Annotated in this window: 16 protein-coding genes and 1 tRNA gene; all 17 read right to left on the reverse strand. The window is 59.3% G+C overall.

Annotated features, from left to right (window positions below):
* Window positions 1-6: 6 nt before the first annotated feature.
* Entirely contained in the window at window positions 7-3492 is a 3486-nt protein-coding gene (locus GKG36_RS06170) for a phage tail tape measure protein (protein WP_154259720.1), read from the reverse strand.
* A 178-nt stretch (window positions 3493-3670) separates the two neighbouring features.
* Entirely contained in the window at window positions 3671-4282 is a 612-nt protein-coding gene (locus GKG36_RS06175; RefSeq protein ID WP_173012903.1) for a Gp15 family bacteriophage protein, read from the reverse strand.
* Window positions 4275-4838, reverse strand: coding sequence for a hypothetical protein (locus GKG36_RS06180; protein ID WP_154259724.1), 564 nt, complete (start codon window positions 4836-4838; stop codon window positions 4275-4277). Before GKG36_RS06180 ends, GKG36_RS06175 begins: the two co-directional genes overlap by 8 nt.
* Before the next feature lie 115 nt (window positions 4839-4953).
* The gene (locus GKG36_RS06185) at window positions 4954-5463 is read right to left on the reverse strand and encodes a hypothetical protein (RefSeq protein WP_154259726.1); all 510 of its coding nucleotides are present in this window, start codon (window positions 5461-5463) and stop codon (window positions 4954-4956) included.
* A 13-nt stretch (window positions 5464-5476) separates the two neighbouring features.
* Window positions 5477-5935 (reverse strand): hypothetical protein, encoded by a 459-nt coding sequence (locus tag GKG36_RS06190; protein ID WP_154259728.1) that lies wholly within the window; start codon window positions 5933-5935, stop codon window positions 5477-5479.
* The gene (locus GKG36_RS06195; RefSeq protein ID WP_154259730.1) at window positions 5932-6351 is read right to left on the reverse strand and encodes a minor capsid protein; all 420 of its coding nucleotides are present in this window, start codon (window positions 6349-6351) and stop codon (window positions 5932-5934) included. Before GKG36_RS06195 ends, GKG36_RS06190 begins: the two co-directional genes overlap by 4 nt.
* A gap of 4 nt (window positions 6352-6355) precedes the next feature.
* Window positions 6356-6757 (reverse strand): hypothetical protein, encoded by a 402-nt coding sequence (locus GKG36_RS06200; RefSeq protein WP_154259732.1) that lies wholly within the window; start codon window positions 6755-6757, stop codon window positions 6356-6358.
* Window positions 6757-7131 (reverse strand): hypothetical protein, encoded by a 375-nt coding sequence (locus GKG36_RS06205; RefSeq protein ID WP_154259734.1) that lies wholly within the window; start codon window positions 7129-7131, stop codon window positions 6757-6759. The genes GKG36_RS06200 and GKG36_RS06205 overlap by 1 nt, the downstream gene beginning before the upstream one ends.
* A 4-nt stretch (window positions 7132-7135) precedes the next feature.
* The gene (locus GKG36_RS06210; RefSeq protein WP_154259736.1) at window positions 7136-7996 is read right to left on the reverse strand and encodes a hypothetical protein; all 861 of its coding nucleotides are present in this window, start codon (window positions 7994-7996) and stop codon (window positions 7136-7138) included.
* 18 nt (window positions 7997-8014) lie between these two features.
* Window positions 8015-8563: a phage scaffolding protein gene (locus GKG36_RS06215; RefSeq protein WP_154259738.1), complete on the reverse strand. Its 549-nt coding sequence runs from the start codon at window positions 8561-8563 to the stop codon at window positions 8015-8017.
* Window positions 8564-8655: 92 nt separating this feature from the next.
* Window positions 8656-8732 (reverse strand) — tRNA-Trp (locus tag GKG36_RS06220).
* A gap of 73 nt (window positions 8733-8805) precedes the next feature.
* Complete coding sequence (locus GKG36_RS06225; protein WP_154259740.1) at window positions 8806-8955, reverse strand: hypothetical protein; 150 nt, start codon at window positions 8953-8955, stop codon at window positions 8806-8808.
* Between the two features lie 60 nt (window positions 8956-9015).
* The gene (locus GKG36_RS06230; RefSeq protein WP_154259742.1) at window positions 9016-9204 is read right to left on the reverse strand and encodes a hypothetical protein; all 189 of its coding nucleotides are present in this window, start codon (window positions 9202-9204) and stop codon (window positions 9016-9018) included.
* On the reverse strand, window positions 9197-10954 hold the full coding sequence (locus GKG36_RS06235; RefSeq protein ID WP_243139003.1) for a phage minor capsid protein: 1758 nt from the start codon (window positions 10952-10954) through the stop codon (window positions 9197-9199). The genes GKG36_RS06230 and GKG36_RS06235 overlap by 8 nt, the downstream gene beginning before the upstream one ends.
* Window positions 10954-12384 (reverse strand): capsid protein, encoded by a 1431-nt coding sequence (locus GKG36_RS06240; RefSeq protein WP_154259744.1) that lies wholly within the window; start codon window positions 12382-12384, stop codon window positions 10954-10956. The genes GKG36_RS06235 and GKG36_RS06240 overlap by 1 nt, the downstream gene beginning before the upstream one ends.
* Window positions 12384-13658 (reverse strand): PBSX family phage terminase large subunit, encoded by a 1275-nt coding sequence (locus GKG36_RS06245; protein ID WP_154259746.1) that lies wholly within the window; start codon window positions 13656-13658, stop codon window positions 12384-12386. Before GKG36_RS06245 ends, GKG36_RS06240 begins: the two co-directional genes overlap by 1 nt.
* Window positions 13655-14122 carry a helix-turn-helix transcriptional regulator gene (locus tag GKG36_RS06250; RefSeq protein ID WP_154259748.1) on the reverse strand — a complete coding sequence of 156 codons (468 nt, stop codon included), beginning with the start codon at window positions 14120-14122 and terminating at the stop codon, window positions 13655-13657. Before GKG36_RS06250 ends, GKG36_RS06245 begins: the two co-directional genes overlap by 4 nt.
* Window positions 14123-14124 lie beyond the last annotated feature (2 nt).

Below are 14124 nucleotides of genomic sequence, written 5' to 3' on the forward strand. Positions count from 1 at the left end.
CTCCTTTCATCGTTTGCGGGCCTTGGCCTTGTCGGCTTCCCAGCGGGTCTCGCGGGCAAGGTCGGCGGCGGTCTGAGCCTTGCTCTGGATGTACTGATTGATGGTGGTATCGCCCTCGCGGTGGTAGCTGCGGGCGGCGGACACCACCTGTGCTGTGCCGGATGCAGCCACGGTGCTGCCCAGACGCATGTTGTCGGAAAGCACCAGCGCCCCCGCCTGCCGGATCATATCGGCAAGGGCAGAGTTGGTCTTTTCCAGCGCCTTGGTGTTGGCGTTGATGGCATCTTCCAGACTGCCGGTGCCGGTGGTGATGTCCACGCTGCCCATGCCGCCGGAGCCGGACGAACCGCCGCCAGAGGAACCGCCGCCGTGGCTTACGTTCTTTTTGGAGCCGCCCATGCTGCCCACGATGGCCGCAATGGCAACGCCCAGCGCGACCGCTGCCGCTGCCACGATCAGGCCCATCGGGATGCCGAAAACAGTCGCGCTCAGCGCGGCAGAAATGGCGGTCAGCATTCCCTCAAACGCTGCGCCGATAGTGCCTACCATGGTGGCCACGCCCGCAAAAATGGTGGGGAAGCTGGACAGCAGACCGCCGCTCAGGCCCTGACTGATGGCAAGGGCCGCATTGCTCAGCGGTGTTTTTAGCCCGCCGAAGATCTCTATCAGGGTGGAGCCGAGGCCCTGCGCCTGCTGCCAGACCTCAGAGAAGCCGCCGGTCAGGCCGTTCACGATCTGCCCGCCAAGGTCGATAGCTCCCTGCACCAGCTGATCGCGGGCACCGCCCAGCGCTTTGTTGAGCTTAGTCACGATGCCAAGGGCAAAATCATTGACCTGCTTTTTCTGGTCGGCAGTCAGACCGCCGTAGATGGTGCTTGCCACCCACTTGCCGATGCTCAGCCAGTCCTGATTCTTGACGGCGGTGTACAGATCATCGAAGGTGCCCAGCACGCCGGTATCTGCTTCGGTCTGCAGCTCCTTCCACAGGCCGTCAAAGGTGTCTGCGCTGGACTTTTTGATCTGCTCTGCCACCTGCACGGTGCCGTCTGCGGCGACGGTCTTGATCTTCTCCACCGTCACAAGGGCACCGTCCACCACGTCGTCGTAGACCTCGGTGATGACCTGCTTCTGGGTCTCGGTGCCGTCGGTCAGGGTCTCGGTGACGGTCTGGGTGGTGGTCTTGACCCCGTCTGCCAGCGTCTCAAAGGTGGAAGTGACTGTCTTGGCGGTCTCGCGAACCGTCTCCATGGTCTGCTTGACGGTCTTGGTGCCGTCGGCGGCAATGCTGGTGACGGTCTTGATGTCCTTCAGCACACCGCCCACCATCTGCCGGGAAGTCTCGGTGATGACCTGCTTTTGCTGTGTCTTGCCGTTGGAGAGTGTTTCGGTGATGTTTTCGGTGGTGCGGGTGATCTTGCCGTCGATTTCGGTCGTGGTGTCCGAGATGGACTTGACGACGGACGCAGTGACGGCTTTGGTGCTGGCGCTGGCCTTTTTGCCGGAGGTGCTGACGGCAGATGCGGCTTTGCCTGCTGACTGGGAGATGGTGGAGGCGGCTTTCTGGCTTTCAGCCGCTGCAGCCTTTGCTTCGTTCTGGCGCTCAGTCCAGCTCTTGTTGCTGATGCCCTTGCCTGCCAGTGCGTCCTGATGCCGCTGGTCACGGTTCATTCCTTTGCCGTTGTAGGCTGATGCCACCGCAGAAGCAGCGCCGGACGCGACGCCGGTGGTGGCGGCATTGCTGGCCGTTCCAACGAGGTTGGCGATCAGGCCGGACACCCACGAGGTGAGCTTGCCCCACATGCCTGCAATGCCGTTGATGATGCCCTGAACGATGTTCTCACCAATATGGCCGAACTCGTCCATGTTTCCGTCCCAGACACCCACCAGCTTTGCGATGCAGGCGAGGGCTGCTTCGGCCAGATTTTCGATGCTGCGGATGATACCGTCCACCAGCGTGGTCAGCATAGCTGCACCGCACTTGAGGATGTCCGGCAGATGGGCAATCAGGGCAGCTGCCCATTTGGCGATCAAGCCAGCCGCCGACGTGATGAGCTGGGGCAGTGCTGCGGTGATGCCGGTGATAATACTCTCAACGAATTGGACACCCTTATCCATGATGTCGTCAGCGTGGTCGCCAAGGTAGTTCACCAGCTCGGAGATAATGAGTGCTGCGCAGACGATCAGCTCCGGCAGGTTGTCGATGATGCCCTGCGCCAGAGTGCCTAGCACTTCGCCTGCGGTGTCCAGCATTGCGGGCATGGCGTCAGTCAGGCTTTGGGTCAGCTGAGTAATGATGTCCACGCCGGTCTGCATCAGGCCGGGCAGCTGCTCGGCAATGCCTGCCGCCAGATCGGAGATGATCTCTCCGGCAGCGGCCAGCATGGCTTCCGGCCCGCCCTCAGACAGGGCGGTGGTCAGCTGGGTGAGACAGTCTGTGCCCCACTGAGTGGCATCGCTCAGAGAGGATTCCAGCGAGTCATACAGGGTGATGCCAAAGTTCTGGGCAGCCGTCTGCATGGTCTCCACCTTGTGCTGAAAGGTGTCGGTCATGGTCTCGTAGGCGGTCTCGGTAGCGCCTGCGCTGTTCTGCATCTGGCTGAGCACATCGTTGAAATGTTCAGCGCCGCCGGATGCCAGTGACAATGCACCGGTGCCTGCTTCCACACTCGACCACAGACCTGCAAAGGCAGTGCTGCTGCCGCCGACACTCTGATACAAAATCTGCAGAACATCGCCTAGGCTCTTGCCCTCAGCATTCAGCTGAGCAAAGCTCTTGCCGGTCTGTTTCTGCAAAATTTTGCCGACAGTAGAACCGGCATCGCCAAGTTCGTTGAGCATGGACTTGGTGTAGGTGGTGGCTTCTGCCGTGGCAATACCATTTGCGGTCATGACGGCCAGACCACTGGACAGATTTTCGACGGTCACGCCATACGCTGCAGCCAGAGGAATGACCTTGCCCATGCTGGACGAAAGCTCATCCACGCTGGTTTTGCCCAGATTCTGGGTGGTCAGCAGCACATCCGATACATGGGTGGCCTGATCTGCACTCAGGCCATAGGCATTCAGCGCGGTGGTCAGGATATCGACCGCCGAACTGCTGGAAGTGAAGCCAGCAGCAGCCAGCTTGGAAGCCTGTCCGGCAAAAGCTACGGCGTTTGCCGTATCCTGTCCGGCGCTGATGGCCTGATAGGCTGCTTCGGCAATGTCTGCGGCGGCAACGCCCATGCTGCCGGATGTATCAAGGATCTGTTTGTTCAGATCGCCCACAGAGACCTTGCTCGTGTCGGCGATGGTGCTGACCTTGGCAAGGGCTGTCTCGAACGATGCACCAATATCGACCGAGGAAGTCACCAGCTCGGCCATTTTGCTGCTGGCCGATTTTACAAAGTCAGCGATCAGATTACCAGCAGCCACCGTCATGCTGGAAATGCCATTGGTAAAACCGCTGGTATCCAGTTTGGTGTTGCCGGTAACGTCAAAATCAAATGCCACTGTGTCCACCTCTCATTCGGAGCGCGGGCACAAGGGCACAGGCTGTTATAACTTGATCTCTACCTCCCGCTTACAGGCGGGATTTTTGCATTTGACCCACACACCGGCAGCTGTGGCGTGCGGCTCTGCCCACACCGGCAGCGCCCGGCCGCAATAGGGGCAGGGCACCGGGGCGCGGCTAGTGCCGAAACCGCGCAAGGAACGCAGCGTCATGCTCTTCGACGGACACGACACGGGCTGCACCCCCTCTCAGCTCAGCAGGCAGGGCAAAGCGCTCCTGCAGGTCGGCATAGTGGGCACGCATGGAGCCTTCGTATTCCGAAAGATCCATGGTGCGCCAGCTCATGATCTTTGCCATGAGGGTATCCTCCGGCAGGGCGGCGAACAGCGCCCGGAACCGGAACCAGTGCACCTTTTCGCGGGTCAGGTCGATGCCGTAGGCCTGCTGGAATGCCGCCACGATGTAACCGGCATCACACTGGTAGTCGAAGGCAAGACCGGAAGAGGGCGCGGTACTGCTTTCAGCTGCGGCGCTTTCGGCTGCTTTTTCGCCCGCCTTATAAAACTCGATCATGTACCCGTAGGCGTCGATGATCTTCTGAGGGTCGTTCAGAAAACAGTGTGGGTCTTTGTAAAAACGCCAGAGGGCGCTGACCGCAAAACCGATGGGATCATCTCCTGTCTGGCCGCGCACATAGGTGTTGACCAGCCAGACCATGGGCCGGAAATCCGGGATGATCTCGTGTCCATGCCACCGGGTGGGCAACTCGTCCAGCAGCAGATCAGACATGGCGCTCTGCGGCGATCTGCAGTGCGTATGCCGCCAGCTGCTGCATGGCATCAGGATCATCCCGCAGGGCATTCATAGCCTGCCGGGCATCGATCAGCTGCTCGGTTTTCTGCTTTGCGGATACCTGCGCATCCACCCGCTCCACCATCCGGGAGGCAGGCGGTGCGGGATAGCTTACAGGCGGATTGTGCTTGTCCTTTTTGGCCTGTGCGCGGCGCTGCTCGCGGTTCATGGGTTGGGCGGCTCTGGCGGTATAGCGCTGTTTCTCGGCGGCGAAGGCATTGCCCAGCTCCTCGATCACGTCATAGATGGGGGCCATGTTGTTTTCATCCAGTCCCAGACGGGCGGACGAGCCTGCACCGAGGATCTCGTCGATGCAGTCCATGGCAATGCGTGCCTGTGCACGTGCATGGTCGCCCAGACGGACACCGCCGCGCCGGAACTGCTCCGACTCCTCGGCGCTCCGGCGCTGCATCCGCTCGTTGGCATCCTCAAAGCGGTCAAGGTCGTTGGCGTTCATTAGGGAAAATTCAAATTCCTGTCCACAAATAACCATGTTCTGGCTCCTTTCAGTTGAGCCGTGCCCCGGTTCTGCCCCGGAGAAAACTAATCACGGCATAAAAGATCCCCGTTCCGGTGTGGAGCGGGGAAAGATGCTGTTCCGGACGGGGTCAGCCGCCGGAAACGGTAGTGTAATCAAATTCGTCCGGCGTGCCGATGGCCTTCACGTCGCAGGCAAAGGTGGCCTTGGAACCGGCTGCACCGCCTACGTCGCTGGTGACGATGATGGCGGCGCTGCCTTTCTCGCCCTTGCCGGTGCGCAGGCTGAAATAAATGTAGGGCACAATGACATCGCTGCCGGTGCCGTACACGATCTTGTGGCTCAGCACAAAATCCTGAAAAGCATCACCCACGCAGCGGTCGCCGTTGACGGTAAGGGTGCGCTGGGTGCCGGTCTTTTCGGTGACGTTGCCGGTGCGGATGTACTGGGAATCCTCGGTGGTGGCGTTCAGGGAGCCGGAATGCTCCTTCACATGGTCGGCGCAAACCACCCACTGGCTTTCCTTGGTCTGGGTGCTCTCGATCTGGAAGGCGAGGATGAAGTCGTTCGCCGTCTCAATGCCGGTATAGGACGCGCTGGGCGTGATGCCGGACTTGGTAATGGCTTCAGATACAGTCATATCAAAACTCCTTTCATTTGGGCATGTAGTAGGTCAGACGCATTTGCAGCTGCATCTTACAGCTGCCCGCGCTGTTTGTGACGATGTAGCCGCTGTTCGTCACGGCAATGCCGGTAGGGGTCTTGCCCCCGCCGCAGGCCGAGAGGTCGGGCAGGTTATGGCGGGCATCCTGCTGCATGACCCACTCGGTGAGCTGCTCGAAAAAGCCGCTGTTCTGGATGTTAACGGAATCCATCTCGCTGTACTCACCGCGAGACAGAAAGAGGTAATTCTTCGCCATTTCCCAGCCGGAGATGTACTCGGTGATGATGGGATCACCGGGGCTGTCCTCGATGGAAAATGCTGTGGATTCTTCTTCCAGCCCGGCAATGCGGAAGGCTGCACCGGTGGCTTCCTGCTCGTCGGCGATCAGCGGGCAGGTCTTGAGCCATGCCCGCAGGGCGGCAATGGTGGGCTTTACGGTTTCGCTCATAAGTGACCCATCCCTCCCCAGAATGTGGTGACAGCCTGTGTGGCAATGTAGGCAATGGCTTCACCGTAATCGGCCAAAGCACGCTGTCCCCAGTAAGAGCCGCGCAGCCCATTTTCACCGTGCAGACATTCGCCTTCAGGGTGAAGATAGAACTGCCTGCGTGCATAAGGCGTGTTATAGACCAGCAAGCCTTCGTCAAACTTGCTGGCTTGATTCACGCTGTTTTTCAATATGCCGGTATCGAAGGGCACGTACTGGTCGATGAGAGCGGCGGCTTTCTGCGCGGTGGCAAACTGTGCTTTCTGCAAAGCAGCGGTTTTCTCTGCGCCGAAATTTGTCCGCCAGTCCAGAGACATCTGCACACCGTCTGCCCGGAAGTGATATCCGGCAGGCTGCTCAAAAATGGGCTTGCTCACAGTATCAGCTCCCTTCCACGTGCCAGTGGGGCAGCAGCGGCTCCCGGTCGTCCGAGACAGCCGCTGCCGTACAGCACAGGTGCGTTTTTTCGAGTTTGGCGTACTCGGCTTCGGTCAAGGCAGGCACCGCGCCCTGCACCAGCTTCCAGCCGCGTTTCAGGGTCCAGTGCTTGGCCTTTTCCGCCGCAGGCAGAGCCGCCCACTGAGCGTAGGGCAGATAGCCCATGGTGCACACGCTGGCCGGGATGCGGATGTGGGTGGTGCGCTCCGGGTCCTTGGCGGTGCCGGAGCCGGAGGTGTAGCGGCATTCCCGCCAGCTGCACCCCGGGAACACCCAGCACACCAGCCTGTCCGTCTCGGTGGCAGTGTCGTGGATGAGGTTCACAACAGTAACGGCTGTCTGCATCACAAAATCCCCCTGTACAGCAGATCGTGCGGGTCACTGCCCAGCGCGGTGCGGATGATCTCATAGGCTTCCTGCCGGGTGGCCGCGGTCACGCTGGCATTGCTGCCAAAGGTGACGCTGTAGCCGTCGTTGGAGACGCTGGCAGCACCCGGTACAGCGCCCGCCGCAGATGCAGCGGCCAGCAGGCCGACGATCTGGGCACAGGCATCCGCCAGCGCTGCCCGGCAGGCCTCGCACCCTGCGGCGTGGCTCTCTGCCCGGCCAAAGGTGGCGGCATCGATCATGCGGGAAGCACGGCTGCACAGCACACCGAAGGCGGCTTCCGGCACTGTGCCGCCTGCAGCTGCATACTGGTCATAGGTGCAGTAGAGCATGGCCTTACGCCTCGATGCGCTTGATGTACAGGGTCTTGGGCTTGGACACCTTGATGCCGTACACCTTGCGGCCCTGCACAGCGGATGCGCCGATGTACTTGCCGGAACCGCCCAGATCCTGCAGGTGCACCGGGGTCTGCCACTCCATGACGCGGTGGCACCAGTTGGGATGGCCGCAGATGAACTCGGTGGTGGTCTTTTTGGTGGCCACGCGGGTGGCGTTCTCAAAATCCATGTTGTTGGACTCGTACACCGCAAAGCCCGCGATCTGACCCACTGCGCCGGTCTGCACCAGCTGCTGGGACAGATCGCCCTGCTTGATGAAGCGGTCGTCCTGCATGAGGATCTCCAGATACTCGGGGCTGACGATCATCCAGCGGCCTGCCTGCGGCACGCCGTTGCGGCTCAGGGTGCGCTTTGCAGCCAGAGCCTCCTTGTAGGCGGTGGAAGCAGTGCAGGCGGTCTTGGTGGCGCTGATGTTGGCACCCTCTGCACTCTGCAGTGCCTCGATGGACTTTTTGTCGATGGACAGAGCCATGGAGTAGCCTGCGCTGTCCAGACGCTCGGCGGTGATGCCGTCGGGCACGGAAGCGGCGTCGAAGCCGTCGATGATCTCGTTCACGGCCTCGTCGTTGTCGATGTCCAGATCCAGATAGGTGGTGGTGCCGGCATCGGCATCCACGCCGTTTGCCTTGTCGTAGGCCTTGACGGCAACCTCAGTGTCGCGGACAGGGATCTTGACCTTACCGGCCTTGGGGCTGCCCTCGTAGCGGTTGTTGAAGATGGTATTGTCGCGGGTGACCAGAGTCGCACGCAGCTTTGCATCTACCAGAGCGGAATAACGCTCCTGACTTGCATGTGCCATAGAAATCTCCTTTCGTTGTTACAGGTTCAGTTCAGGGTTCAGGGATTTGAAAGCGGCTTCCACACCATCGCTCTCGTTGGCGGGAGGGGCACCGTGCTCGGCGCCGGTGGAGACCACAGCCACACCGGCTGCGCCGTCCTCGCCGAACGCCCAGGGGTTGGCCTTGGCGGCTTCGTCCAGCGCCTTGGCAATGTCGGTGCTGCGGTCGGCAGAGCCCTTCAGGGCGTCCAGATCCAGCAAAGCACGCACTGCCTTGACGCTGCGGCCCTTTTTGCCCAGGATGGCGGCGTCCAGCGCGTTATCAAAGGCAAAGCCCTCGGCCTGCGCCTTCATGTCGGCCTTCAGCTTGGTGACCTGCTCCTGCAGGCCTGCCACGTCCACGCCGTCAAAGGCTTTCAGGCCGTCCTGTGCGGTCTTGAGCTGGGCGTTTGCGTTGTCCAGCTGGGTCTGCAGGGCGGTGGCTGCAGACTTCTCCCGGTTGATGTCTGCGCCGTTCTCCTGCATGATCCAGTTCAGCTGTTCATCGGTGATGCCGGGGATCTTGTTCTTCACGTCTTCACGCTTCATGGTGGAAACTCCTTTCGTGTGTGAGACCTCAGTTTTTTACACTGTTCTCTGTCAGTATTCGGTCGTGGGCGGGGTACGCGCCGCCCGCCGCATGGCACCGTTTGCAGGACTCGAACCTGCCGCTTCCGGTTTTGGAGACCGGCGCTCTTCCGATATGAGCTAAAACGGCATGAAAAAAACCACTGTTGTGCCTTTTCGATAGCATACAGTGGTTAAAATAGGGCATTTCCATGAATGAAAGCTTACTTTTTGGGGTGCGGGTGCGGCGTGTATTTGTCGTCCTGCGCCTGCTGCACGGCGGATGCAATCATGAAGAACAGCCGGGCACCGTTCAGCAGAACAATCTCAAGCAGCGCGAGGATCATCAGAGTGATAAGAACTGTAGTAACCATAGTGTACCTCCTGAAAAATGGGCAAAAGAAAACCACCGTCCGGGTGGATGGTGGTTAAGGTTATTCGATGCCGGGCGGGAGCTTGCCAATCCCTTTCAAAGCTTCATATGCAGCACGGGAAGCAAGCTGTTCTGGCGGGGCAGGGCTGTCCAGCATGTCGCACATTTCATCATACTTGTGGTCGATCGGATGTTCAAGAAGCCACCTCTGCATTTTTTCAATGCGTTCCGGTGTAAGCCAGTTACTCATAGTATTTCACTCCATTTTCCTGAAGGTCTCCAATAGCCTGTCGGATCAGCTTCTCTGCCTGTTCAAGAAGCTTTTCGTCTGACAGTTCCGCGCGAGGGATATTTTTCAGCCGGTTTATTTCGGCATTCAGGCCCCAAACAATGCCGTTTGCAGCGGCAGCATCATAATTGATACTTTTCTCAACAGCATAGATATGACCATTGTGACCGATGGCCGTCATGAGCTTCAAATTTTTGTTTCTTGTGAAACTCAACAAATCACCGTGCGAGAAAATACCGCAGGCAGGGTGTGTGTGGATAACAACATACGGGGTATCAAAGTTGGGCAGCTGAACAGAACTTCCCTCGGCGCTTCCCGTGATGTCCTTCGTCAGCGGCTTCATCTTGATATCGAACACCCTGCCCACTTCAACATTTTCCGGCTGCTTTGAAGCGACCATGAGAAGTCGCTTGTGGGCGTTTTTCAGCTGTTGCTGCCCGGCGGCATCCAGTGTGTCACAGCTGAACGCCTTAACATTTGCAATTGACTGCATTGTAACAGGTTTCGCCTTTGTGTTCAAGCTGCTGTATGTAGAGGATGCCTTCCGCACCTGTGCGCTTGCTCTGCTGGCTTCGCTCCTGCCGAACTTCGGCACGCTGACACGGGCGCTGTCCACACGGCCACCCGTGGCCTGTGCAAACTCTGCAAGGCTCTGGCGGGCCGCTCTCAGGCGCACAGCGGCGTCGGTGGGGTCCAACCCGGCGGCGTCCTCGGCCAGATACCGCTTTTTCCAGCGGCGGACGCTGCGCTCCCGGGCACGCTGCATCTGGGATATCTCGTAGGCGGTGTACTTTTTGCCGTTCCACTCGATGTTCCGGGCGTTCAGGGTTTCCAGCTGCTCACGCGTCCACGCGGGCGGGTCGCCCAGCTCCGGGAAGCAGGCAAAGAACTGGTGTCGGCAGTTCCAGCCGCAAAGCCCTGCTCCCGTGCCGTAGCCGGTGGCGGCTTCAAAGTCCGGGTAGTGCTTGCCCTTGTAATCGACCGCGCCGCCCCGGTGGAACTGCCTGCCCTGCCACTCAGCGTGGGAAGGTCGTGCCCCGCCGTGGGCGGTGGTCTCGAAGAACTCCACGCCCATCTCGTCGGCGCGGGCCACCTGCAGCTTGCCAGCTGTCTGGTTCACGCCGGTCAGGATGGCACGGCGGGCGGCCACCTCGATGCTGTCCTTATGCCCGCTGGGGTATGTGACCATGGGCATTTCGTCTGCAAGGCTGTCCACAGCCTGTTTGACGGCGGCTTTGTAGTCAAAGGCACCGGTGCTCACTTTGAGCCACGCAGCGTCCAGTGTGCGTTCAAAGGCCCCTGTGACAGTGTTTGCCGTGGTGGCGGTCAGATTCTGCCATGTGCCGCAGGTCTGCCGCGCGCCGGCATCCAGCAGGTTGTTCAGGGCGGCACTCTCTTCAAAAGGGGGCGGCTCCATGTCGTAGTGGTAATAGATCGCGTCCTCCCGCTCCATGGCTTCGGTGGCGGCCTGCAAAAGCAGCTTGCGGATGGCCGTTTCGCTCTTGCCGGTGTACTTCGCCAGCAGCTTCACCACGTCGTTGCGCAGCGCCTCGGTCTGCTGGTAGCGCCACAGCTGCCAGTTAGCCGTGGGGGTCAGGGCTTCCATTTTGGAGATGCGCCGGGCCACGTCCCGCAGGATATCATCCTCGACCTGCTGCCAGAGCTGCACAAAGGCATCCGGCATCTGGTCGAGGTAAGACGGCGGCAGCATCAGGCACCCCCGAAGGTGAGGGCTTCAGGGCTGCGGTTCTCGGCATCCGCTTCGGCGGCAATGGCCTTGGCATCGTCCTCGCTGTAGCCCTCAAACTCCACCAGATACCGCCAGAACGGGAACTTGCCTGCGGTAACGTAGCCCCAGTACATTTGTTTGCGCTCTTTGGGGTCGGAGATGATACTGTCGTCAAAGTCAAAGGTCACGTTGCAGTCGCCCGGCGGGGAAACGGCTGTGCCGCTGTTCCACTGGGCATCCAGCAGCTTGCTGATGGAGTATACCAGATCGGTCAGCGCATTGCCCAGCGCCCGCTGCAGATCCTTGACGGTAGTGTAGCTGCGCTGCTTGCTGCTCCTGATCTCCTCGGCGGTCTTGTCCACGTTCTGTGGGTCGGACAGGGTGCCGTAGGCAAGGCCGCACTGGAACTCCACCCGCTTGAGCATGGTATCCATCCCCCGACGATAACTTTCATCGCGCAGGGCAGGGGCAAACACCTCGTAAAAGTTCCGGCCATTGGCCCCGGAACTGCCGTTCAACCAGTTGCGGTAAAGGCGCTGCTCACGCTGCGGCATAACGCTCTCGCCGTTGATGTCGGGCCGAAGGGCGGTCTGGTCAACGTCAAGGGCCAGCTGCCCGCCGTCATACTCCCACAGCAGCCGCCCATACTGTTCATCGGCATCATGGATGGTGTCAACAGCAGCGGCATAAACGCTCACGCCCAGCGGGGAGTGCCGATCAGTGGAATTTCCGCTGGACACTCTGAAATAGCCCCAAAGCGGACGGTCTACATCGGAGAACTCGGTGTGCGGCGAGATCGCGGCCCATTCCGGTACATCGGTCAGCGGCACCTCGATGCCGAGGTCTGTACTGGTCATTGAGCGGAACGCCTTGACCGTGATGCTGTACGTGCTGCCGGAAAACTCGTGATCTTCAAGACGAGTGTAAATGCGGTTGCCGCGCACCAGATGGTCATAAAAAATAGCCCCGGTCATGCGGCCAGAGCTGTCAAAGCGGGTAGGGCAGAAGCAATCCCCCTGTACAGCATCGATCTGGATGCGTCCCTCTGCATCGAGGAAGGGCCGGAACAGGATGCCGCCCAGCGCACAGCCGTATTCCACCGGGGTGCGCAGATCTGCAATGAAAGGCTGCAGCATGGTGTTGATGCTGTCGGCGCGGGCACTGCCGGAAACAATGCATTCCATTTCAAGCGTGGTCAGACGGGCCAGCTCCGATGCAACACTCTGGGCAAGCTTCAGGCTGTGCAGGGCGTTCTTGCCGCCGTGGCACCACGGTCCGCCGGTATCGTACATCTGCGCCCACAGGATGATCGCATTCTCCATGCTGTAGGACACGCTGGCGCTGACAGTAGTATTTTCACCGAACAGCAGCCGTGCTTTCTCCCGCAGCCAGAAAAGCAGTCTGTCAAACATTACTTTCGTCTCCAATCTGCCCAGCGGATCAGCGGGGCCAGTATCGTATAGCAGAAATAGCGGATGTCGTCCATGGCGTGGTCGTTCTCCTTCACGACGCGGTCCTCTTTGGCTTTGTCGTCCCACGAGTACAGGCCGAACTCCCGGCGGGATGCCGCGCAGCTCTCGTGGATGGTCACAAGCCCGGCCTGCATCAGGGATGCCACGCAGCGGATGCCGTTCAGCACGTCGTTGTCTGCAGGGATCACCAGATACTTGCCGTGCCGCCGGATGGTCTCGATGAAGGAAGCGGCGGACGGGTCAACCACCACCGCCTGAATGTAATAGCCCTTGGTCAGGCGTTCCAGCTCGGCATAGTGCTCTTCGTCCGTGCGCTGCACACGCTCGGCACGGCTGTCAAAATAGCTTTCCTTGATGCGCAGGGCCTTGCCATCATGAATGACCCACAGGCCCATGCTGCAGGGGTTGTGGGTGCCGTAGTCGATGGACACATAAAACTGCCCGTCGATGTGGGAAGCATCGCCGTGGAAGAGATAGGTGTCCTGCCCGGCGGAGAAGAAAGGGTATACAAGACCCTCGGCAGCTTTCCTTTTACCGAGGATATCACGGGCATACCAGACCGTGCTGCGGTCGTAGGTTGCAAGCACAGCCCGGAGCTGGTCGTCCGAAATGCTCATGTTATCGGCAATTGTGAAATGCCCATAGTTGAAGCCGTATTCTGGGTTCTCGTTCTGCTTCTTTTCGTGCAGATTCAGGATATTTTCATAGTACCAGTGACCCTCTGCCTTGGGGTTCAGGTCGTGAAATACCTTTCTGTCCGGGCTGGACAGGGTACGGTCGAATACTTCCTTGATGAAAGTTTCGCTGCATTCATTGGCTTCGGTGATGTACGCGGTGCCGTAGGTGTTGCCCTTGATCAGCTTTTCGTCACCGGCTTTGCCACCACCGGACACCAGCACCACCTTTTCACCGGTGGCAGTCTGGATGTACAGACAGTCGCGGTTCTGGTAGGTGCCCTCACGGCAGCGGCCCTCAAAATAGTTTTTCAGGCCGAAGCCGTCACAGTCCAGAATGTTCAGCCGGGCCGTTGCAGTTGATACGCCCGCAATGAGGTGTATTCTGCTGGGATGCTTTTCCAGAATAGTGCAGTAGGCCATAGTGATAAGCACGTTCTTACCGCCGCGTTTGCCGCCCTCAGCCACATTGAACCAGTGGTTGAAGCAGTTCCAGAAGAAACGCATCTGGTTTTGTGAAAAAGGTGCAGGGATGTTCATGTCTCAAAATCCTTGATATCGCGGTCAGGAACGGGACGCTGCAGCAGATCTGCAAGCGTCTGCATGTCGTTATTCTGGGCTTCGGTCGTGTTCTCCTGCGGTTTGTCCTTCCACTTGTCTGGCTTCCGGTTTTTCAAATAAAAAATCTGGGCCGTGACGTTTGCAGGCACAACGACCTGTTCCTCTGCATACTCAATGCGTTCTTCTTCAAGCCGCTTTTTTCCATCCACCATGACCTTTTTCAGCTTGATGGGCTTTTTTACGGTCACGGTGCGTGTCTTGCAGCTCTCGAACAGCTCATTTTCCACAATGTAATCAGCGTTTTCCCGCCCTACTTTTAAAGCGTCGGAAATGTCGGGAAATCGGCTTTTCCATTCATTCAGGGTATCGCGGTGTATTCCAATGTTCTGAGCTATTTGTTCCTGCGTCAGGCCGTCTCTAGCCCATCCACGAAGCAGCGTCAACC

The organism is Faecalibacterium sp. BIOML-A1 (genome assembly GCF_009679715.1).
Lineage (GTDB): Bacteria > Bacillota > Clostridia > Oscillospirales > Ruminococcaceae > Faecalibacterium > Faecalibacterium taiwanense.

Excerpts from the sequence above, each read along its gene's own strand:
- GKG36_RS06230 (WP_154259742.1), bottom strand. The coding sequence starts at position 9,204 with ATGAGTAACTGGCTTACACCGGAACGCATTGAAAAAATGCAGAGGTGG.
- GKG36_RS06210 (WP_154259736.1), bottom strand. The coding sequence starts at position 7,996 with ATGGCACATGCAAGTCAGGAGCGTTATTCCGCTCTGGTAGATGCAAAG.
- GKG36_RS06185 (WP_154259726.1), bottom strand. The coding sequence starts at position 5,463 with ATGACTGTATCTGAAGCCATTACCAAGTCCGGCATCACGCCCAGCGCG.
- GKG36_RS06240 (WP_154259744.1), bottom strand. The coding sequence starts at position 12,384 with ATGTTTGACAGACTGCTTTTCTGGCTGCGGGAGAAAGCACGGCTGCTG.
- GKG36_RS06245 (WP_154259746.1), bottom strand. The coding sequence starts at position 13,658 with ATGAACATCCCTGCACCTTTTTCACAAAACCAGATGCGTTTCTTCTGG.
- GKG36_RS06200 (WP_154259732.1), bottom strand. The coding sequence starts at position 6,757 with ATGCAGACAGCCGTTACTGTTGTGAACCTCATCCACGACACTGCCACC.
- GKG36_RS06175 (WP_173012903.1), bottom strand. The coding sequence starts at position 4,282 with ATGTCTGATCTGCTGCTGGACGAGTTGCCCACCCGGTGGCATGGACAC.
- GKG36_RS06205 (WP_154259734.1), bottom strand. The coding sequence starts at position 7,131 with ATGCTCTACTGCACCTATGACCAGTATGCAGCTGCAGGCGGCACAGTG.
- GKG36_RS06190 (WP_154259728.1), bottom strand. The coding sequence starts at position 5,935 with ATGAGCGAAACCGTAAAGCCCACCATTGCCGCCCTGCGGGCATGGCTC.
- GKG36_RS06215 (WP_154259738.1), bottom strand. The coding sequence starts at position 8,563 with ATGAAGCGTGAAGACGTGAAGAACAAGATCCCCGGCATCACCGATGAA.
- GKG36_RS06235 (WP_243139003.1), bottom strand. The coding sequence starts at position 10,954 with ATGCTGCCGCCGTCTTACCTCGACCAGATGCCGGATGCCTTTGTGCAG.
- GKG36_RS06225 (WP_154259740.1), bottom strand. The coding sequence starts at position 8,955 with ATGGTTACTACAGTTCTTATCACTCTGATGATCCTCGCGCTGCTTGAG.
- GKG36_RS06180 (WP_154259724.1), bottom strand. The coding sequence starts at position 4,838 with ATGGTTATTTGTGGACAGGAATTTGAATTTTCCCTAATGAACGCCAAC.